The organism is Acidovorax sp. 210-6, from assembly GCF_010020825.1.
GTDB classification, from domain to species: domain Bacteria; phylum Pseudomonadota; class Gammaproteobacteria; order Burkholderiales; family Burkholderiaceae_C; genus Simplicispira; species Simplicispira sedimenti.
The window spans coordinates 3,314,388-3,333,989 of sequence record NZ_JAACJE010000001.1 but is presented as its reverse complement, the minus strand read 5'-3'; the positions used below and the strand labels follow the sequence as shown (position 1 = coordinate 3,333,989).

The following is a 19,602-nucleotide window of genomic DNA, read 5'->3' as shown; positions in this document are numbered from 1 at the left end:
CCGGTGGCCCGGGCGGGGCGTGGTCGTCAGCCCAGCAGTGCCTGGGCGAACTCGCGGGCGTTGAAGGTTTCCAGGTCTTCGAGCTTTTCGCCCACGCCGATGAAATACACCGGAATGGGGCGCTCCTGCGCAATGGCGGCCAGCACGCCGCCCTTGGCCGTGCCGTCGAGTTTGGTCACGATCAGGCCGGTGAGCTGCAGCGCGTCGTCAAAGGCGCGCACCTGGGCCAGCGCATTCTGGCCGGTGTTGCCGTCGATGACCAACAGCACCTCGTGCGGCGCCGTGGCGTCGGCCTTGGTGACCACGCGGCGGATCTTCTTCAGCTCTTCCATCAGGTGCAGTTGTGTGGGCAGGCGCCCGGCGGTGTCCACCAGCACCACGTCCTTGCCGCGCGCCTTGCCCGCGGTCACGGCGTCAAAGCTCACGGCGGCGGGGTCGCCGCCTTCCTGGCTGACGATCTCGACCGTGTTGCGGTCGGCCCATACGCCCAGTTGTTCGCGCGCGGCGGCGCGGAAGGTGTCGGCCGCTGCCAGCAGCACCTTCTGGTCGTGCTGGGCCAGGTGGCGCGTGAGCTTGCCGATGGAGGTGGTCTTGCCGGCGCCGTTGACCCCCGCCACCATGATGACGGTGGGTTGGTGCTCGCCAATCACCAAGGGCTTTTCCAGCGGGCGCAGCAGTTCGGTCAGCGCCTCGGCCAGCAGGCCCTTGACGGCGGCAGGCTCGGTGGCCTTGGCTTCCTTGACGCGGCGCTTGAGGTCGGTGAGCAGCCACTGCGTGGCCTTGACGCCGGTGTCGGCCATCAGCAGGGCGTCTTCCAGTTCTTCGTACAGCGCGTCGTCGATGCGCGTGCCCGTGAACACCGTGGCAATGCTGCTGCCGGTCTTGCGCAGACCGGACTTGAGGCGATCGAGCCAGCCCTTGCGCGCAGGCTCTGGCGCTGGCTCCGCTGCCATGGGCGCCGATGCCATGACAGGGGCAGAGGCAGGGGCAGGGGCAGGGGCAGGGGCAGGGGCAGGGGCAGGGGCAGGGGCAGGGGCAGGGGCAGGTGCAGGTGCAGGTGCAGGTGCAGGTGCAGGTGCAGGTGCAGGTGCAGGTGCAGGTGCAGGTGCAGGTGCAGGTGCAGGTGCAGCGGGCGCCGCAGGTTCCGGCGTGGCGGGTGGCGCCGGGGCCAGTGTCGGCGCCGGGGGCGGAACGTCTGCTGTGGGCGTGGGTATCGACGGCGCTGCGGGGGCTGGCAGCACCTGCGCTTCAGGTGCTGGGGCCGCAGGAGCCGCAGGCGGAACGGCCACCGGGGGAGCGGCATCTGCGTTCAGTGGCGCGATGGGCTTGTTCAGCCAGCCAAACAGGCCGCCGGCGTCGGCATCGCCGGTGGCGGCGGGCTTGGGCGGTGGTTCGGCAGGCGGCGAAACGGGCGAGGGCGCGGTCGGCTGTGCGGGTGCGCTGCCCTCGGTGGGCTGCGCAGGCGTGGGTTTCTTCTTGAAAAAACTGAACATTGGTGGGTTCGTAGAATCACTGCATTCTATGAAACACGCCACACCCCTCCTGGCCCTGTGGGCCTGTCTTGTCGCCGGGGCTGCCCAGGCGCAACCGGCGCGTGCGCCCGCAACCCCTGCCGCAGCGCAGGCCGTGGCCGGGCCGCAGCAGTTCCAGCTCTCCAACGGCATGCAGCTCATCGTGCAGCCCGACCGGCGCGCGCCCACGGCGGTGCACATGGTCTGGGTGCGTGTGGGCTCCATGGACGAGGTCGATGGCACCTCGGGCGTCGCCCACGTGCTGGAGCACATGATGTTCAAGGGCTCGCGCAGCGTGCCGCCGGGCGAGTTCTCGCGCCGTGTGGCGGCCCTGGGTGGGCAGGAGAACGCCTTCACCAGCCTGGACTACACCGGCTACTACCAGCAGATTCCGGCGCACCGGCTCGAAGACGTGATGCGCCTGGAGGCCGACCGTTTTGCCCATAACGAATGGCCCGACGCCGAATTCCGCAAGGAGATCGAGGTCGTCAAGGAAGAGCGCCGCCTGCGCACCGAAGACCAGCCGCGTGCCCTGCTGTGGGAGCAGCTCAGCGCGGCGGCCTTCACCGCCTCGCCCTACCGGCGGCCCATCGTCGGTTGGATGAGCGACCTGGATGCCATGACGCCCGAGGACGTGCGCCAGTTCCACCGCCAGTGGTACGTGCCGGGCAACGCCGCCGTGGTGGTGGCGGGTGACGTGGATGTGGCCCAGGTGCGTGCGCTGGCCGAAAAGTACTACGGCAGCATCCCCACGCGCGCCGTGCCCACGCGCAAGCCGCGCACCGAGCCGCCCCAGCGCGGCCTGCGTCGCATCGAGGTCAAGGCCCCGGCCGAGCAGGCCTATGTGGCGCTGGCGTTCCGTGTGCCCGCACTCACTGCGGTGGACGCCCCCAGCGCCGAAGACCGCGACGCGCTGGCGCTGATCGTGCTCTCCGCCGTGCTCAGCGGCTACGACGGTGCACGCCTGGAGCGTGCCCTCACCCAGGGCGCACAGCGCGTGGCCGACAGCGCCGACAGCGGTGCCTCCGTCATGGGGCGCGGGCCTGCGCAGTTTGTGCTGACCGGCGTCCCGGCCCAGGGCAAGACGGCGCGGCAGGTCGAAGACGCCCTGCGCGCCGAACTGGCGCGCGTGGCCCGCGACGGTGTGAGTGCGGCCGAGCTGGAGCGCGTCAAGACCCAGTGGATCGCCGCCAAGGTCTATGAGCGCGATTCGGTCATGCGCCAGGCGCAAAGCCTGGGCCAGCACTGGGTGCAGGGCTGGCCGCTGGACGCCGAAGACCGTCTGCTGGCGCAGTTGCGCACCGTCACGCCGCAGCAGGTGCAGGCCGTGGCGCAGCGCTACTTTGGCGACGACCAGCTCACCGTGGCCACCCTGCTGCCCCAGCCCCTGCCTGCGGGCGCCGCCCGCCCCGGCAGCGCGCCCGCCGCAGCCCACCGCCACTGATGCCCACGTTCAGGCCTACCCTGGAACCATTGCCATGAATGCTATAAAAATAATAGCTGTCCGCGCTTTATTGGTAAGCGCTGGTGTGCTTTTTTATGCCCAATCCGCCTGGGCGCTGCTGCCCATCCAGCACTGGCAGGAGCCCAGCGGCGCCAGCGTCTGGCTGGTGGAAAGCACCGCCATCCCCATGGTGGATGTGCAGATCGACTTTGACGCCGGTGCCCGGCGCGACCCGGCCGAACAGGCCGGCCTCGCGCAGGCCCTGGCGGGCATGGTGTCCAAGGGCGTGCGCGCCGGGCGCGGCTTTGCCGCCCTGGACGAAAACGCCCTGGGCGAAGCCTGGGCCGACCTGGGCGCGCAGTTCGAGGCCAGCGCCGGGCGCGATGCCCTGAGCTTCTCGCTGCGTTCGCTCACCGAGCCCGCCTTGCTCGACAAGGCCGTGCACCTGGCCGCGCGCCAGATGGCCGAGCCCGCCCTGCCGCCCGAGGTGTGGGCGCGCGAGCGCGCCCGCTGGAGCGCCAGCCTGCGCGAGGCCGACACCCGGCCCGGCACCGTGGCCGCCAAGGCGTTTTCGAGTGCCGTGTTTGGCAGCCATCCCTATGGGCAGCGCCCCACGCCGCAAACGCTGGAGCGCATCCAGGTGGCCGACCTGCAGCGCTTTCACGCCCAGCACCTGGACGCCTGCCGCGCCCGCGTGCACATCGTGGGCGCGGTGGGCAAGGCGCAGGCGCGGCTGCTGGTGGCTGCGCTGCTGGCGCGCCTGCCGGCCTCCAGCCCCTGCGCCCCGCTGCCTGCCGTGCCTGAGGTGGAGCCGCTCAAGGCTGCAGCGCAGCAGAACATCCCCTTTGCCTCGGCCCAGGCCCATGTGTACATCGGCCAGCCCGGCTTTGCGCGCAAGGACCCCGACTTCATCGCGCTGCTGGTGGGCAACCACATCCTGGGCGGCGGGGGCTTTGTCTCGCGCCTGACCGAAGAGGTGCGCGAAAAGCGCGGCCTGAGCTACAGCGTGTACAGCGGTTTTGCGCCGGGCCTGCATGCGGGCGCGTTCAGCATCAACCTGCAGACCCGGCCCGACCAGGCCGCGCAGGCCGTGCAGGTCGCGCACGAAGTGGTCGAGCGCTTCGTCGCCGAGGGCCCCACCGAAGAAGAGCTGCGCGCCGCCAAGGACAACCTGGTGGGCGGCTTTGCGCTGCGCATCGACAGCAACCGCAAGCTGCTGGCCAATGTGGTCAACATCGCCACCTACGGCCTGCCGCTGGACTACCTGGATGGCTGGACGCGCCGCGTGGAAGCCCTCACCGTGGCCGACGTCAAGGCTGCCATGGCGCGCAAGCTCCAGCCTGCGCGTATGGTCACCGTGGTGGTGGGCGCGCAGCCATGAGCAGCCGCCTGAGCATGGCCAAGGTGCAGGCTGCCCTGCGTAAAGGTGTGGCCTCTGCCGCTGCCCCGGTCCGCAGCGCAGCCTCCCCCGCAGCGCCAGTGCGCGCCCGAGGCGCCCAGGGCGCGGGCGAAATCCGCATCATCGGCGGGCAATGGAAGCGCACCCGCCTGCCTGTGCCCCAGCGCCCCGGCCTGCGCCCCACGCCCGACCGCGTGCGTGAAACCCTGTTCAACTGGCTGGGCCAGGATTTGACCGGCTGGCGCTGCCTGGACGCCTTTGCCGGCACCGGCGCCCTGGGGCTGGAGGCCGCTTCGCGTGGCGCAGCGTCGGTGGTGCTGGTAGAGCAGGACGGTGAACTGCTGGCGCGCCTGCAGCAGCATGTGCAGCGCCTGCAGGCCCGCAGCGTGCAGGTGCGCCGGGGCGACGGCGTGGCCGCCCTGCGCCAGTGCGCTGCCGCCAGCCTGGACCTGGTGCTGCTCGATCCGCCGTTCGACAGCGCGCTGTTCCAGCCCGCCCTGCAGGCCGCAGCCCAGGCCGTGGGCCCCCAGGGCTGGGTCTATCTGGAGGCTCCACAAGCCTGGGACGAAGCCGCCCTGGCCTCCCTGGGCCTGGCGCTGCACCGCCACCTGCGCGCCGGTGCGGTGCATGCGCACCTGCTGCGACGGGCGTGAGATAAACACCCCCCTGTGGCGCCTGCGGGGCGGCCCTTGCGCGGGAGCTCAGGCCTGGGGGGCGCCGGTTTACCGGGTTTTTAGATGTTTTGGTAATAAAAAACCAAAAACACAGTAGTTCCAGTTTTGAAGTGTGGATTCCACAATCCTTTCACCACACCACAAAACCACAGGAACTACACCATGAATTTTCGCCGTCGTTTCATCCAGCTACCCCTGGCCGCCGCTGTACTGACCCTGGGCGCCGCATCCGCCTGGGCCCAGGGCGTGACCCTGCTCAACGTGTCCTACGACCCGACGCGTGAGCTGTATGTGGAGTTCAACCAGGCCTTTGCCAAGCACTGGAAGGCCCAGACCGGCCAGGACCTGACCATCAAGCAAAGCCATGGCGGCTCGGGCAAGCAGGCGCGCTCCATCATCGACGGGCTGGAGGCCGACGTGGCCACCCTGGCCCTGGCCGGCGACACCGACGCGCTGCACGCCAACGGCGGCTGGATCGCCAAGGACTGGCAGAAGCGCCTGCCGCACAACAGCGCGCCCTACACCTCCACCATCGTGCTGGTGGTGCGCCAGGGCAACCCCAAGGGCATCAAGGACTGGGACGACCTCGTCAGGCCCGGCATCAGCGTCATCACGCCCAACCCCAAGACCTCGGGCGGCGCGCGCTGGAACTACCTGGCGGCGTGGGAGTTCGCCAAGCGCAAGTACGGTGGCGATGCCAAGGCCAAAGACTTCGTGACCAGGCTGTACGCCAATGTGCCGGTGCTCGATACCGGTGCGCGTGGCTCTTCGGTGACCTTCGCGCAGCGCAACCAGGGCGATGTGTTCATCAGCTGGGAGAACGAGGCCTATCTGCTGGAGAAGGAGTTTGGCAGCAAGGTCGATGTGGTCTATCCCTCGCTCTCCATCCTGGCCGAGCCCGCCGTCACCGTGGTGGACAAGAACGTGGACAAGAAGGGCACGCGCGCCGTGGCCGAGGCCTACCTGAAGCACCTCTACACCGAAGAGGGCCAGGACATCGTGGGCCGGCATTTCTACCGCCCGGCCATCTCCGAGAAAGCCAAGGCCAAGTACGCCAAGCAGTTCCCTGCGCTGCAACTGTTCACCATCGATGCCGCCTTTGGTGGTTGGGAAAAGGCCGCCAAGGACCACTTCGCCGATGGTGCTGCGTTTGACCAGATCTACACCCGGAAATAAGAGCCAAATCAGCCCCTGCCGCTTATGAATAAAGCGCCAGTAGCTATAAAAATAGAAGCAAAGGAACGCCATGTCCACCTTGTTGATCGCTGGCAGCCCGTCGGAGCGTTCACGTTCCGCCGCCTTGCTGGATGCCGTGGCCCAGCGCCTGACGGTACGCGGCGCGCTCGTGGACCGCATCCATGTCCGTGACCTCTCGCCCCAGGCGCTGCTGCTGGCCGACACGCACCACCGCAGCATCAGCCAGGCCGTGGCCCAGGTGGCGCAGGCGCGCGTGCTGGTGGTATCCACGCCGGTGTACAAGGCCGCCTACAGCGGCGTGCTCAAGGTCTTTCTCGACCTGCTGCCGCAGACCGCGCTGCAGGGCAAGACCGTGCTGCCGCTGGCCACGGGCGGCAGCCCGCACCACATGCTGGCGCTGGACTATGCGCTGCGGCCCGTGCTGCAGTCGCTTGGGGCCAAGCACATCCTGCCGGGCGTCTATGCCACCGATGCCCAGGTCACGGTGACCCCGGAAGGGGCCTACACCGTGGGGCGCGACATCGCCACCCGCCTGGACGACGCAGTGAACCTGCTCGTGACCGAGACGCTGCGCCCCTCGCCCGCGCAGGCCACCCGGTTCGCGCCGGTGCCCTTCTCGCAGGTGCGATGTAGCGTGTGACGCCCTGAAGCCCGGGCGCACCGGCCCGGCCTGAATCCTTCCCCTGTCCCCATTTTTTGAACCCGCGCACGCGGCAAGGGCGGAGCCTTGCCCGCGCAACGACCCCTCGGAGTATTTCCATGACCTCTTTCAAGCCATCGTTCACCCGCCGCCAGATCCTTGCCACCGGCCTGGCCGCTACCGCGCTGGGGGCCAGCAGCGGCGTCCTGGCCCAGCAGGGCGGCCGCGTGCTGCGCATCGGCCACCAGAAGGGCTGGCTGTCCATCCTCAAGGGGCGCGGCACGCTGGAAAAGCGCCTGGCGCCGCTGGGCGTGAAGGTCACCTGGACGGAGTTCACCGCCGGTCCGGTGCAGCTCGAAGCACTGAACGTCGGCTCCATCGACTTTGGCGACGTGGGCGAGGCACCGCCCATCTTCGCCCAGGCCGCTGGCGCGCCGCTGGTCTACGCGGGCGCCACGGTGCCGCGCCCCGCGCTGGAGGCGGTGATCGTGCCCCAGGGTTCCAGCATCCGCTCCGTGGCCGACCTCAAGGGCAAGCGCGTGGCCTACAACAAGGGCTCGAACGTGCAGTACTTCCTGGTTAAGCTGCTGGAAAAGCACGGCCTGAAGTACGGCGATGTGCAGTCGGTGTTCCTGGCCCCGGCCGATGCGCGCGCCGCCTTCGAGCGTGGCGCCGTGGACGCCTGGATCATCTGGGACCCTTTCCTCGCCGCCGCCCAGAAGACGCTGGACGCGCGCCTGCTCGTCGATGCCACCGGCGTGGTGAACAACCGCGCCTACTACTTCACCTCGCGCGACTTCGCCACGAAGAACACCGACGTACTGCGCATCGCCATCGAGGAGGTCAACGGCATCGACACCTGGGCCTCGAAGAACAAGGAGGCTGCGGCCACTGAGCTGTCGGCGGTGCTGGGGCTGGACAAGGCCATCACCGATCTGTACCTGGGGCGCGCGCGCTTTGGCGTCGGGCCGGTCACGCCCGAGATCCTGGCCGAGCAGCAGCAGATTGCCGACACCTTTTTTGAACTCAAGTTGATCCCGAAAAAGCTCAACCTGCGGCACGCCGCGCCGGTGGATCTGGGTTGATCGCACCAAGGAGCACATGCCATGAACACCCCTGTGTCCTTTCCCCTGCATGAGCGCCTGCAGCGCCTGCTGGAAACCACGGCCAATGCCTGGGGCCTGCACCCCCGGCAGCGCCGCGTGCTGCGCCGCGCCCCCAGGGCAGGCTTTGCCATCTCGTACTGAGGCTGGAGAACCGCATGACCACCAAGACCCTTGCCGGACCGCCACCCTCGGCCGCCCTTTCCCCTGCCTGGGCGCTCGCCGCCCGGCGCCACGCCTGGCGTCATGCCTGGGGGGTGGCCCGCCGGCTTCTGCCCTGGCTCGTGCCCGTGGCGCTGGTGGCCTTGTGGCAGGCCGCATCGCAATGGGGCTGGCTCTCCAGCCGCGTGCTGCCCGCGCCGCTGGACGTGGTGCGCGCCGCCAGCGCACTCGCTGCCTCGGGCGAGCTGTGGACCCATGTGCAGGTCAGCGCCGGCCGCGCGCTCACCGGGCTGGCCATCGGCGGTGGGCTGGGGTTGGTGCTGGGCCTGCTCACGGGCTCGGCGCGCTGGGCCGAGGCGCTGCTCGACACCAGCATCCAGATGGTGCGCAACATCCCGGCGCTGGCGCTGATTCCGCTGGTGATCCTGTGGTTCGGCATCGACGAGGCGGCCAAGCTGTTCCTCATCGCCGTGTCGGTGTTCTTCCCCATCTACCTCAACACCTTCCACGGCATCCGCGGCGTGGACCCGGGCCTGATCGAGATGGGGCGCACCTACGGCCTGAACCGCTGGCAGCTCTACCGACAGATCGTGCTGCCCGGCGCGCTGTCGTCCATCCTGGTGGGGCTGCGCTTCTCGCTCGGGCTGATGTGGGTGATCTTGATCGTGGCCGAGACCATCTCGGCGCAGGCCGGCATCGGCTACCTGACGATGAACGCACGCGAATTCCTGCAGACCGACATCGTGCTCGTGGGCATCCTGCTCTACGCGCTGCTGGGCAAGCTGGCCGACCTTTTCGCCAAGGGTCTTGAACGCTGGTGGCTGCGCTGGCATCCCGGTTACCAAGGCTAGGTCGGCGTACCGCACCACTCATCCACTCCTCTTTTCATAGCTGCTAGCGCCCGTCAATCGGGCGCGGGAGGCCCCTTTGACTTCAGAAAACCAAAAATCCCCCACCGGTGGCGTGCGCCTGGACATCACCGGCCTGGGAAAACGCTACGGCCAGCGCGAGGTGCTGCGCCAGACGCAACTGCACATCGCGCCGGGCGAGTTCGTCGCCATCGTCGGCCGCAGCGGCTGCGGCAAGAGCACGCTGCTGCGCCTGGTGGCGGGGCTCGAATCCGCCAGCAGTGGCGAGATCCGGCTCGACGGCGCGCCGCTGGCCGGCCTGTCGGAGGCCACGCGCATCATGTTCCAGGAGGCGCGTCTGCTGCCCTGGAAGCGTGTGCTGGACAACGTGGCGCTGGGCTTGCCGCGCGACCAGCTTGCGGCCGCCGCTGCGGTGCTGGAGCAGGTGGGCCTGGGCGAGCGCCAGGGCGAATGGCCCGCGCGCCTCTCGGGCGGCCAGCGCCAGCGCGTGGCCCTGGCCCGGGCGCTGGTGCACCAGCCGCGCCTGCTGCTGCTCGACGAGCCCCTGGGCGCGCTCGACGCGCTCACGCGCATCGAGATGCACCGGCTTATCGAAAGCCTGTGGCGTGCCCATGGTTTCACCGCGCTGCTCGTCACGCACGACGTGCAGGAGGCCGTGGCCCTGGCCGATCGCGTAGTGCTGATCGAGGACGGCCGCATCGCGCTGGACCAGCGCATAGCCCTGCCACGCCCCCGCGTGCATGACGCCGCCTTCGCCGCGCTGGAGCAACGCATCCTCGACCGCGTGCTGCAAAAGCCCGCCACCGAGCCCCTGACCCCCGCCGACCCCTGGCCCGGCGTGCCGGCCCACGGGCTGCGCTGGGCGATCTGAATTCTTTCTTTTCCTCGTTTTTTCAACGGACTTTTCAAGGAGAAAACCATGTCCATCCAAGCCATCAACGTGCGCAACCAGTTCAAGGGCAAGGTGCGCGAAATCATCCGCGGCGATGTTGTTTCCGAGGTTGATGTCGAGACCCCCTGGGGCATCGTCACCTCGGTCATCACCACCCGCTCCGTGGACGACCTGGGCCTCGCCGTGGGCTCGGACGTGGTCGCCCTCGTCAAGTCCACCGAAGTCTCCATCGCCAAGCTGTAGGCGCCCGATCCCTTGCCCAGACGAAAGGCCAACTCCATGAGCACCGCACCCCGTCAACTCCACCTCGGCGCCTTCCTGTTCGGCGTCGGCCACCACATCGCGGCCTGGCGCCACCCGGACGTGGACCCCGCCGCCGCGCTGCGCCCGCAGCACTACAAGAACCTGGCGCGCATCGCCGAGGCCGGCTTGTTCGACGCCATCTTCAGCGCCGACACCATGGGCCTGCCCGGCGCCCCCGCCGAGGCGCTCGCGCGCAACGTGCCGCCGCACCAGTTCGAGCCGCTGGAACTGCTGACCGCGCTGGCCGGGGTGACCGAGCGCATCGGCCTGGTGGGCACGGTCTCCACCACCTACCTGCCGCCCTACCACCTGGCGCGCAAGGTGGCCACGCTGGACCACCTGAGCGGCGGCCGCGCGGGCTGGAACCTCGTCACGTCGGGCTCGGACCACGAGGCGCGCATCTTCGGCCTGGACCAGCAGATCAGCCACGCCAGCCGTTACGAGCGGGCGCGTGAATACGTGGACGTGGTCAAGGGCCTGTGGGACAGCTTCGAGGACGATGCGCCGCTGTTCGACAAGGCGGGCGGCCGCTACTTCGATCCGGCCAAGCTGCACCGCATTGACCACCAGGGCAAGCACTACCAGGTGCAGGGCGCGCTGCAGAGCCAGCGCCCGGTGCAGGGCTACCCGGTGATGGTGCAGGCGGGGTCCTCCGAGGATGGGCAGGAACTGGCCGCCGCCACGGCCGAGCTGGTGTTTACCGCGCACCAGTCGGTGGAGACGGCGCGCGCGTTCTATTCCAGCCTCAAGAACCGCCTGCCGGCGCATGGCCGCGCGCCCGACGCGCTCAAGATCCTGCCCGGTGTCTCGCCCGTGGTCGGGCGCACGCAGGCCGAGGCGCAGGAGAAGTACGAGCGCCTGCAGTCGCTCATCGAACCTTCGGTGGGCCTGGGCCTGCTCTCTAGCTTCGTCGGCGGCTTCGACTTCTCGGCCTACCCGCTCGACGGCCCCGTGCCCGACCTGCCGCCCACCGAAGGCTGGCAGAGCCGCCAGGAACTGTTCCTGAGCCTGGCGCGGCGCGAGAACCTCACGCTGCGCCAGCTCTACCAGCGCGTGGCCACGGCGCGCGGCCACTGGACGGTGGTAGGCACGCCGCAGTCCATCGCCGATGAGCTGGAGCACTGGTTCACCACCGGCGCGGCCGACGGCTTCAACGTGATGGCGCCCACGCTGCCGTACGACCTGCAGGACTTCGTGGCGCTGGTCATCCCCGAGCTGCAGCGGCGCGGGCTGTTCCGCACGGCCTACACCGGCCGCACCCTGCGCGAGCACCTGGGCCTGCCCCGGCCGCTGCACCCGGCGCAGGCGCGCCGCCAGCAGGCCGAGCGTCTGGTGGCCGCCGCGGCGTGACATCGCGCGCAGGTCAGGGCTTCGGTGGGGCTTTTTCCTGCGCCGGGATGCGCGTGGCGCGGACTTCCTGGCCCGTGACCGGGTGCAGGTAGGCCTCGACCACGCCGCCCTGGGCGTCCACGGCATAGAACTCGTGGCAGTTGCCCTTGGAGACCTTGAACTTCACGACCACGAAGCGCGAGGCGCCGAAGATCTCGCGCGCCCGGGCTTCGCTCATCCACTGCGAGCGCGGCGCGTCGGTGCAGACCACTTTCTCTGTGGGCGCGCTGGCGTGAGCCGGTGCGCAGGGGCCCAGGAGTCCAAGCAGGGCAGGCAGGGCCAGCGATGCGGCGATGGATGGGCGGCGGGAGCGGTGGGAGCGGTGGGAGTGTGTCATGGCCGCCGACTGTAAAACCCTCGCATGAACCACGGCTGAACGAGACCCAGTCTCCTCCATGGCGCACTCAGGCATGCGCGCGCAGGGCCTCGATCCGGTTCCAGCCCTTCTTCTTGGCGGCATACCGCGGCTGGTCCACGGCCTCGATGACGCTGGAGGGCTGGGTGTCGCCATGCGGAACGATGGTGGCCACGCCGATGGGTTGCAGGCATGGGGCGGGTACGACGGTCATTTATAGCTCAATTGGAAATTAAGAAACCAAAATTTATTCTTTTGAGTTTTAAGGTATGGAGCCCAGAATTCCATGCATCTCAACCAATGCGCAGATGCGGAGCGACCACCCCATGGATGGCCGGCACAACACCACGCAGCTGCTGGACGCATTTCGTGAACCCCACCTCCATCATCATCGTTCCAGGCTGGCGCGACTCAGGTCCCGGCCATTGGCAAAGCCTGTGGGCCCAGCGCATGCCGCAGGCCGTTCGTGTCGTTCAGGATGACTGGATCACCCCCACGCGATCGGCGTGGGTGGGTCGTTTGGAGCAGACCGTGATGGAGGCACCGTATCCGGTGGTGATCGTCGCGCACAGCCTGGGGTGTATCGCCACCACCCACATGCGCTCTGAGGCGGCGGAGCGTGTGCAAGGCGCCTTGTTGGTGGCGCCTGCCGATCCAGAGCGGCGCGCCGTTCTGAGTGATTTCGCACCCGTGCCCCACGCGGCGTTGCCCTATCGAAGCATTGTGGTTGCCAGTGGCAATGATCCTTATTGCACCATTCGTCTGGCCAACGCCTATGCCAGGGCGTGGGGGAGTGAGTTCGTGCGACTTCAAAAAGCGGGGCATATCAACGTGGAATCTGGCCATGGTGAATGGCCGTTGGGCTTCGCGCTCTTGCAGTCGCTGGTGGGTGATGCCCGCCAGGGGATGCCAGAAACCGAGATGGCATCCCAGGTGTAGCGCGGCACCTGGCAGTTGCGATGTGTGCCACTGCCGGTGTGTGCTGGCGTCGTAGGGGTTCGCCGAATCTGCTACCGTGACGCGTGAATAGAAACGGCTGCACCGCTCGTCAACGTGGTGTGGTGCCTGGGAGCCCCAAAGACATGTCACGCAAACTACTCGCTGTTTACCCTGGAACCTTTGATCCCATCACCCTGGGGCATGAAGACCTGCTGCGCCGCACGGCCCGCCTGTTTGACGGCGTGATCGTCGCCGTGGCCATTGCACACCACAAGAAAACGCTGTTCAGCCTGGACGAGCGCATGGACATGGCGCGCGAGGCGCTGCGCGACTGCCCCCAGGTACAGGTCGAGCCCTTCGAGGGGCTGGTGACGGCCTTTGCCGCCGCGCGTGGGGCCTGTGCCATGGTGCGCGGCTTGCGCTCGGGCACCGACTTTGATTACGAGTTCCAGCTTGCAGGCATGAACCGCGCCCTCATGCCGCAGGTGGAGACGGTGTTCCTCACCCCTGACAGCCGCTACCAGTCCATCAGCAGCACGCTGGTGCGCGAGATTGCTACGCTGGGGGGTGATGTGGCGCAGTTCGTCTCGCCCGTGGTCCACGAGCGGCTGATGCAGAAGCTGGGCCGCGCAGCGCGGGCGTGATTCAACTGCTGCTGGCCTGCTGCACCGTGTCATGCACAAAGCGCAGCTTGCACCATGCCCCAGCCGACAGGGCAAAGGGGTAGGCGTCGGGCTGACCCAGGCTGCGGTTCAGGCTGTTGAGCAGCAGCGTCAGCGGCACCCATTGGCGCACCAGGGTGTCGAACGGTGGCGCGGGGTGGGCGAACGGGTTGGCGACATGCTCGCGCACGATGCCGTCGGCGCCGGGCACCCGCAGGGCGGTGTCGTATGCGGAAGCGGTCTCCAGCAGATCGACCATGTGCAGGTAATGCGCCCAGGTCTCGGCCCAGTCTTCCCAGGGGTGAGCGGTGGCGTAGGCGCTGACATGCTGTTCTTGCCAGTCGGGTGGTGGGCCGTCTGCATAGTGGGCAGACAGCGCGGCGGCGTAGTCCCGGCGCTCGTCGCCAAACAGGGCGCGAAAGGCGTCCAGCCGGCCGCCTTGCTGCACCAGCCGTTCCCAGTAGAAGTGGCCTGATTCATGCCGCAGGTGGCCCAGCAGCGTGCGGTAGGGTTCGTGCAGGGCCAGGCGGCGGCGCGCGCGCTCCACATCGTCGGCCTCGGCCACGTTCAGCGTGATGGTGCCGCCCTGGTGCCCGGTGAGGATGGTGGGCTCGCCCGGTTGGTCGGCCAGCAGGGCGTAGCGGGGGCTGGCCTGCGCGTCGGCGTTGTCGGCTGTGCCTTGCAGGCCCAGGCGCGCCAGGGTGTAGAACAGTTGGCGCTTGGCTGCCTCGATGCGTGCCCAGTGCTGGCGCAGCAAGGGGTCGGTCAGCGCGGGCAGCATGTGCGTCTGGCGGCAGGCCAGGCACAGGTGGTGCGGGCTGTGGGCGGGCAGGGCGAAGTTGCAGCCGCCCCCGTCGTCGCGGTGCGTGCACAGGCGGTAGCGTGCCGCTCCGGGTGCAGGGCTGCGCTCCTGCCACAGCGCTGGGGCATTCCCTGGTGCGGGTTCGAGCGCGCGCAGGGCCATGGCTTCCGGCACAAAGGCCAGCGTGCTGCCGCAGCGCACGCAGTGCATGCTGTCAAAAAATACCAGGTGGCCGCAATGACTGCATGGATAGACCTGCATGGCGTGAGCTTACCCCGATGTCGGCAGCCAGGCGTGCACGGTCGTGCCCTGACCTGCCGTGGACTGCACCTGCCACTGGCCGCCCAGGGCCTCTATGCGCTGGCGCATGCCGGCCAGGCCATGGCCGCCGTGGCCCAGGGTGGCGGGCTCAAAGCCGATGCCATCGTCGTGCACCGTGACCACGACCTGCGCCCCCTGGGGCTGCACGCGCACGTGGACCTGGTGCGCCTGGGCGTATTTGCCGATGTTGGTGAGCGACTCCTGCACCAGGCGGTACACGGCCAGTTGTGCGGCGTCGTTCAGGCGCACCTCGTCCACCTGGGCCTGTACGGACAGGCCCGCGCGTTCCGAAAACTCGCGCGCCAGAATCTCCAGCGCTGTGGCCAGCCCCAGGTTGGCCAGCGCCGAGGGCCGCAGGTCTTCAATGATGCGGCGCTTGAGCGCAATCACCTGGTTGAGCGTGGCGCCCAGGTGTTGCAGGCGCTCCTGCACCTCAGGGCCGCTGGTGCCGATGCGGGATTTGAGGCGCGCCAGATCCAGCTTGGCGGCGGTGAGCAGGGCGCCGAGTTCGTCGTGCAGCTCGCGTGCCAGGTGGCCGCGTTCGTCCTCGCGCACCTGCTGCAGGTGGTTGGCCAGCGCGCTGAGCGATGCGGTGCGCGCGCGCACCAGGGCCTCCAGGCGTTCGCGCTCGCTCTCCAGGGCTTGTTGTTCGCGGGCCGTGGCCTGTTGCAGGGCCTGGGTCTGGCGCAGGTAGCGGTAGAACGCCAGCAGGCCTACAGCAGTGGCCAGCGCGATGCCCAGGCGCGAGCCCCACAATGCGCGTTCGATCTCCGCCTGCCCACGTGCCACCTGTGCGTTGCTGCTGTCAATCAGGGCGCGTGCATGCAGGCGGATCGCATCCATGTGCTGTTTGCCCACGTCGGTGGAGAGCACGAACTGCCAGGCGTCCTGCCGCTCCTTGCGGCGCAGGTCCAGGCTCAGCGCCATTTCCGAAAGCTTGGTGGTGATGGTGCGGGCGAGTGCCTCGTAGTGCTGTCTGTCCTCGGGGGTGTCGGCCACCAGGCTTCGCAGTTGTTCCAGGTCGTCCTGCAGCGTGGCGATCCCGGCCTTGTAGGGGTCGAGATAGCGCTCATCGCCCGTGAGCAGGTAGCCGCGCAGGCCGGTTTCGGCGTCGAGCATGTCCTGCAACAGCCGGTTGACGCTGGAGTGTGTGGCCTGGCTGTGCGCCAGTTGCTGCAAAGCCTGGTGTGAGCGCTGGTAGCCCGCCTCGTTGATGCCCACCAGTGCCAGTGCCGCGAGCACCGCCAGGGGCAGCACCACGGCAAGGCGTTGCAGGGCATGGGGCCATCGCAGGGGGCGGTGTGGACGAAGCATGCAAATCAGGATAATGGGTCGAACGCCGCCGTCGCCGTGGCTGGCGGCGCGCAGGGAGAGCCGATTCGATGATCAATGTAGGTATCGTGGACGACCATGCGATTGTGCGCTCGGGGCTGCGCCAGTTTCTGTCCGAGCATGTGGACCTGCGCGTGGTGGGCGAGGCCGCCAACGGACGCGAGGCCATCGACCTGGTGCACCAGCAGGACATTCAGGTGCTGGTCATGGACCTGGCCATGCCGGGGCGCAGCGGCATCGACGTGCTGGCGCAGTTGCGCGCCAAGGCGCCGCACATGGGCATTCTGGTGCTCAGCGGGTACCCCGAGGAGCATTACGCCATCAGCCTGATCCGCCAGGGTGCCAGCGGCTATCTCAACAAGGAATGCGAGCCCGAAACCATTGTCGAGGCCATCCGCACCATTGCCCAGGGGCGCCGCTACGTGACGCCCGCGGTGGCTGACCTGCTGGCCCAGCAGTTGAACCGCAAGGAGGACGCGCCGGTGCACGAGCAGTTGTCCGAGCGTGAATTCCAGGTGTTCCTGAAGCTCGCACGCGGCGAAACGGCCGGGGACATCGCCCAGGCGCTGTCGCTGAGCGTCAAGACGGTGAGCACCTACCGCACGCGCCTGCTCGAAAAAATGGGCCTGTCCACCAACAGCGACCTGACGTACTACGCGCTCAAGAACCGACTGATCGATTGAAGTGATGTAACACCCCCCTGAGGTGCTGCGCACCTTCCCCCCTCTCTCGTATCGCTGCGCGATTCGGGAGGGGGGACGCTCCCAGCGCGGCGGGGCGGCCCTTGCGCGGGAGCCCTGGCTTGGGGCGCGCCGGTTTCATCCGCTGTGGGTGCCGCGTTCGTGCAATGGATCACTGAAATGAAACGCCCCCATTCAAGCCGGCACGGCGCTGACCTGGTAGCCGATCTGTTGCAAGCGTCGGATGAGGCGGTTGGCGGTCTTGGAGGCGTCTTGGCGGTCGAAGTGGGCCGCGCCCAGATCGTGCCATTCGGTGCCGTCCTTGAGCATGTGCCATGCGGCTGTGAGCATGGAGGCGGCCACGGCGATGATGGCCTTCTTGGCACCTCGTCTCGCTCGGATGCGATGGAACTGCGCTTGCAGGTAGCCTCCCTTGACTCGTACGGCCGCCCAGGCGGCCTGCACCAGCGTGGCCTTGAGCCACTTGCCGCCGCGGCGCAACCGGGTGCTGCGGCGCTTGCCGGCGCTCTCGTCGTTGCGCGGGCACAGGCAGGCCCAGGACAGCAGGTGGCCAGGCGTGGCAAAGCGGCCCATGTCGATGCCGACCTCGGCGATCAGTGCGTCGGCGGCCACGGTACTGATGCCCGGCATCGTGGTCAGCAGCTTGGCCGCTGCGCGAAAGGGCTCGAGCCCTTGGCCCACCTCCTTCTCGATGTCGCCAATGGCCTTGTCCAGCGCGTCGATGTGGCCCAGGTGCAGCTTGAGCATGAAGCGGTGGTGCCTTCGGATGCGCCCACGCAAGGCTTCGAGCAGTTCCTCGGGGCTGGCCTTCACGCGGGTGGTCACGCAAGCGGCCAATTCCTCGGGCTTGCTGTGTCCATCGATGATGGCCTGCAGCACGGCGCGCCCGGCCTTGCCCAGGATGTCGCTGAGCACCACCGACAGCTTCAGGTTGGCGTCCTCCAGCACCTTCTCGATGCGCTGCACGTGCGAGGCGCGCTCGCGCACGAACTGCTTGCGCGTGCGGGTGAGCGTGCGCAGTTCCTGCACCGCAGTGGGCGGCACGAAGCTGGCGCGGATCAGGCCGTGGGCCAGCAGGTCGGCCAGCCACATGGCGTCGTTCACATCGGTCTTGCGCCCTGGCACGTTCTTGACATGAGCGGCGTTGGCCAGCATCAGCTCGAAGTGGCCCTCCAGGATGTGCCACACCGGCTTCCAGTACACGCCGGTGGCCTCCATCGCCACGTGCTCGATACCCAGCGACTCCAGCCAGTCGGCCAGGGCCAGCAGGCCCGAAGTGGTGGTCTCAAACGTTCGCACTCCCTGACTCGCCGGTCCATCACCGGCAATGCGGGCACAGGCCACCACCGTCTGCTTGTGCACGTCCAGTCCCGCGCAGCGCGGATGAATCACGTCCATGACAGCCTCCTGTTCACGGTGGCATCGGCGTGCAGTCCACGTCGTCGGAGTCTGAAATGCGTGCTCGAGGGTCAAGAACCCAGGGCCACAGTATGGGGTGCTCGTGGGACTGCGGGTCCAACTGAGATTCGGGTTCGAAGCACCAAGTACAAACCGACCTCTGTGCCAGCCACCGCGTCCAACATTGGACACCCGTTTCATGCGATGCGGGTGGCGCACAGCGCTATGGATAACTGAGATGCGCCGCCAGTTCGCGGCAGTAGTCCACCAGCGCCTCGATATCGCCCGACTTGTCGAACACCGCGTCCACGCCCAGTTGGGCACAGCGCCGGCGCACGTCGGGCGTGGCGTAGTTGCTGAGCACCACCGCGCGCTGCCCTGGTTGGCGGCGTCGGCAGGCCGCCAGCACGCCCAGGCCGGTGCCCTGGCGCAGGAACACATCCACGATGACCAGGTCCCAGTTCTGCGTGTGGGCGTCCAGCCATTGGCAGGCGGTGGCTTCGCTGTCGGCCATGCCCACGGGCTCCACGGCGGCCAGCTCTTGCAGCGTGCCGATCAGGTTCTCGCGGATGGTGGGGTTGTCTTCGACGAAGAAGGTGCGGAGCTTCACAGCGGCCTTTCGGGATGTGGCGAGCCCACTCTATCGTGACGGGCGGCCGCGGGCTGCCAGCGCAGGCAAGCGCTGCGCGTAGGCGCATTCCTACTGGGCTGGCGGGATGTGGGCCGTACCGCACACCGGGCAGGCCGGATTGCGGGCAGTGCGCAGGCTGCTCCATTCCATGCTCCGGCCGTCCAGCATCAGCAATCGCCCGGCCAGAGAGGTGCCCACGCCCGCCACGAGCTTGAGCGCCTCGGTGGCCTGCAGGGCCCCCACCACGCCCACCAGCGGAGCAAACACGCCCATGGTGGAGCAGGCCACTTCCTCGAACTGCGCCGCCGGGTCGAACAGGCAGGCGTAGCAGGGGGTGCCGGGCTCGCGCGGGTCGATGACGGTGATCTGCGCATCGAAGCGGATGACCGCTCCCGCCACCAGCGGCTTGCCCAGGCGCACGCAGGCGGCATTGACCGCCTGGCGCGTGGCGTAGTTGTCCGAGCAGTCGAGCACCACCGTGGCCTCCTGCACCAGCGTGTGCAGGCGCAGGGCGTCCACGCGCTCCTGCAGCGCGGTCACCTGCACGTCGGGGTTGATGGCCTGCACCGCCTGTGCAGCCGATGCCACCTTGGGCTGGCCCACGCGCTGTGTGGTGTGGGCGATCTGGCGCTGCAGGTTGGTCAGGTCCACCACGTCGTGGTCCACCAGCGTGATCCGGCCCACGCCCGCCGAGCCCAGGTACAGCGCTACTGGGGAACCCAGGCCGCCAGCGCCAATGACCAGTGCGTGCGCCGCCAGAATGCGCTCCTGCCCCTCGATGCCGACCTCATCGAGCAGGATGTGGCGGGAATAGCGCAGGAGCTGGTCGTCGGTCATGGGTGGGCGGGGCAGTAAAAAGGGCCGGTGTGCAACCGGCC

At 68.4% G+C, this 19,602-nt stretch carries 22 protein-coding genes; 14 read left to right on the top strand and 8 right to left on the bottom strand.

The annotated features are described in order from the left end of the window. Positions 1-26: 26 nt before the first annotated feature. Positions 27-1,172: a signal recognition particle-docking protein FtsY gene (gene ftsY, locus GWK50_RS15475; protein ID WP_162018143.1), complete on the bottom strand. Its 1,146-nt coding sequence runs from the start codon at positions 1,170-1,172 to the stop codon at positions 27-29. Between the two features lie 349 nt (positions 1,173-1,521). Here ftsY and GWK50_RS15470 point away from each other — a divergent pair, with 349 nt between their 5' ends. The 11 genes from GWK50_RS15470 to GWK50_RS15425 all read left to right on the top strand — a co-directional run bounded on the left by GWK50_RS15470 (position 1,522) and on the right by GWK50_RS15425 (position 11,544). Beyond that, positions 1,522-2,955, top strand: coding sequence for a pitrilysin family protein (locus tag GWK50_RS15470; RefSeq protein WP_162017255.1), 1,434 nt, complete (start codon positions 1,522-1,524; stop codon positions 2,953-2,955). Between the two features lie 34 nt (positions 2,956-2,989). Next, positions 2,990-4,336, top strand: coding sequence for a pitrilysin family protein (locus GWK50_RS15465; protein WP_162017254.1), 1,347 nt, complete (start codon positions 2,990-2,992; stop codon positions 4,334-4,336). Continuing rightward, positions 4,333-5,007 carry a 16S rRNA (guanine(966)-N(2))-methyltransferase RsmD gene (rsmD, locus tag GWK50_RS15460; protein WP_162017253.1) on the top strand — a complete coding sequence of 225 codons (675 nt, stop codon included), beginning with the start codon at positions 4,333-4,335 and terminating at the stop codon, positions 5,005-5,007. Before GWK50_RS15465 ends, rsmD begins: the two co-directional genes overlap by 4 nt. 183 nt (positions 5,008-5,190) lie before the next feature. Continuing rightward, positions 5,191-6,204 (top strand): sulfate ABC transporter substrate-binding protein, encoded by a 1,014-nt coding sequence (locus GWK50_RS15455; protein WP_162017252.1) that lies wholly within the window; start codon positions 5,191-5,193, stop codon positions 6,202-6,204. Between the two features lie 70 nt (positions 6,205-6,274). Further along, positions 6,275-6,865, top strand: coding sequence for an NADPH-dependent FMN reductase (ssuE, locus tag GWK50_RS15450; protein ID WP_162017251.1), 591 nt, complete (start codon positions 6,275-6,277; stop codon positions 6,863-6,865). Between the two features lie 119 nt (positions 6,866-6,984). Further along, positions 6,985-7,950 (top strand): sulfonate ABC transporter substrate-binding protein, encoded by a 966-nt coding sequence (locus tag GWK50_RS15445; protein ID WP_162017250.1) that lies wholly within the window; start codon positions 6,985-6,987, stop codon positions 7,948-7,950. A 21-nt stretch (positions 7,951-7,971) separates the two neighbouring features. After that, positions 7,972-8,112, top strand: a complete 141-nt coding sequence (locus GWK50_RS19660) for a hypothetical protein (RefSeq protein WP_197905026.1) — start codon at positions 7,972-7,974, stop codon at positions 8,110-8,112. Positions 8,113-8,126: 14 nt separating this feature from the next. After that, positions 8,127-8,981 carry an aliphatic sulfonate ABC transporter permease SsuC gene (ssuC, locus tag GWK50_RS15440; RefSeq protein WP_162017249.1) on the top strand — a complete coding sequence of 285 codons (855 nt, stop codon included), beginning with the start codon at positions 8,127-8,129 and terminating at the stop codon, positions 8,979-8,981. Between the two features lie 112 nt (positions 8,982-9,093). Next, the gene (locus GWK50_RS15435) at positions 9,094-9,870 is read left to right on the top strand and encodes an ATP-binding cassette domain-containing protein (RefSeq protein ID WP_197905069.1); all 777 of its coding nucleotides are present in this window, start codon (positions 9,094-9,096) and stop codon (positions 9,868-9,870) included. 48 nt (positions 9,871-9,918) lie between these two features. After that, positions 9,919-10,134 carry a molybdopterin-binding protein gene (locus GWK50_RS15430; RefSeq protein ID WP_094437412.1) on the top strand — a complete coding sequence of 72 codons (216 nt, stop codon included), beginning with the start codon at positions 9,919-9,921 and terminating at the stop codon, positions 10,132-10,134. A 36-nt stretch (positions 10,135-10,170) separates the two neighbouring features. After that, positions 10,171-11,544 (top strand): LLM class flavin-dependent oxidoreductase, encoded by a 1,374-nt coding sequence (locus GWK50_RS15425; RefSeq protein ID WP_162017247.1) that lies wholly within the window; start codon positions 10,171-10,173, stop codon positions 11,542-11,544. Positions 11,545-11,557: 13 nt separating this feature from the next. On the opposite strand, the gene GWK50_RS15420 is transcribed toward GWK50_RS15425, so the two are convergent. Together GWK50_RS15420 and GWK50_RS15415 are read right to left on the bottom strand one after the other, a co-directional pair. Continuing rightward, positions 11,558-11,920: a PepSY domain-containing protein gene (locus GWK50_RS15420; RefSeq protein ID WP_162017246.1), complete on the bottom strand. Its 363-nt coding sequence runs from the start codon at positions 11,918-11,920 to the stop codon at positions 11,558-11,560. A gap of 67 nt (positions 11,921-11,987) precedes the next feature. Further along, positions 11,988-12,152, bottom strand: a complete 165-nt coding sequence (locus GWK50_RS15415) for a hypothetical protein (RefSeq protein ID WP_162017245.1) — start codon at positions 12,150-12,152, stop codon at positions 11,988-11,990. 155 nt (positions 12,153-12,307) lie between these two features. On the opposite strand from GWK50_RS15415, the gene GWK50_RS15410 reads away from it, so the two are divergent. Next, positions 12,308-12,877, top strand: a complete 570-nt coding sequence (locus GWK50_RS15410; protein ID WP_242455398.1) for an alpha/beta hydrolase — start codon at positions 12,308-12,310, stop codon at positions 12,875-12,877. Between the two features lie 143 nt (positions 12,878-13,020). After that, entirely contained in the window at positions 13,021-13,521 is a 501-nt protein-coding gene (gene coaD / locus GWK50_RS15405) for a pantetheine-phosphate adenylyltransferase (RefSeq protein WP_162017244.1), read from the top strand. Between the two features lies 1 nt (position 13,522). Here coaD and GWK50_RS15400 read toward each other — a convergent pair whose 3' ends face one another. After that, positions 13,523-14,602, bottom strand: a complete 1,080-nt coding sequence (locus tag GWK50_RS15400; RefSeq protein WP_162017243.1) for a putative zinc-binding metallopeptidase — start codon at positions 14,600-14,602, stop codon at positions 13,523-13,525. 9 nt (positions 14,603-14,611) lie between these two features. After that, positions 14,612-15,976 (bottom strand): CHASE3 domain-containing protein, encoded by a 1,365-nt coding sequence (locus tag GWK50_RS15395; protein WP_162017242.1) that lies wholly within the window; start codon positions 15,974-15,976, stop codon positions 14,612-14,614. A 68-nt stretch (positions 15,977-16,044) separates the two neighbouring features. Here GWK50_RS15395 and GWK50_RS15390 point away from each other — a divergent pair, with 68 nt between their 5' ends. Further along, complete coding sequence (locus tag GWK50_RS15390; RefSeq protein WP_162017241.1) at positions 16,045-16,677, top strand: response regulator transcription factor; 633 nt, start codon at positions 16,045-16,047, stop codon at positions 16,675-16,677. Between the two features lie 192 nt (positions 16,678-16,869). On the opposite strand, the gene GWK50_RS15385 is transcribed toward GWK50_RS15390, so the two are convergent. The 3 genes from GWK50_RS15385 to GWK50_RS15375 all read right to left on the bottom strand — a co-directional run bounded on the left by GWK50_RS15385 (position 16,870) and on the right by GWK50_RS15375 (position 19,561). Continuing rightward, positions 16,870-18,093, bottom strand: a complete 1,224-nt coding sequence (locus GWK50_RS15385) for an IS110 family transposase (protein ID WP_162014914.1) — start codon at positions 18,091-18,093, stop codon at positions 16,870-16,872. A gap of 223 nt (positions 18,094-18,316) precedes the next feature. Next, entirely contained in the window at positions 18,317-18,703 is a 387-nt protein-coding gene (locus tag GWK50_RS15380; RefSeq protein ID WP_162017240.1) for a response regulator, read from the bottom strand. A 90-nt stretch (positions 18,704-18,793) separates the two neighbouring features. Then, positions 18,794-19,561: a HesA/MoeB/ThiF family protein gene (locus GWK50_RS15375; protein WP_162017239.1), complete on the bottom strand. Its 768-nt coding sequence runs from the start codon at positions 19,559-19,561 to the stop codon at positions 18,794-18,796. Positions 19,562-19,602 lie beyond the last annotated feature (41 nt).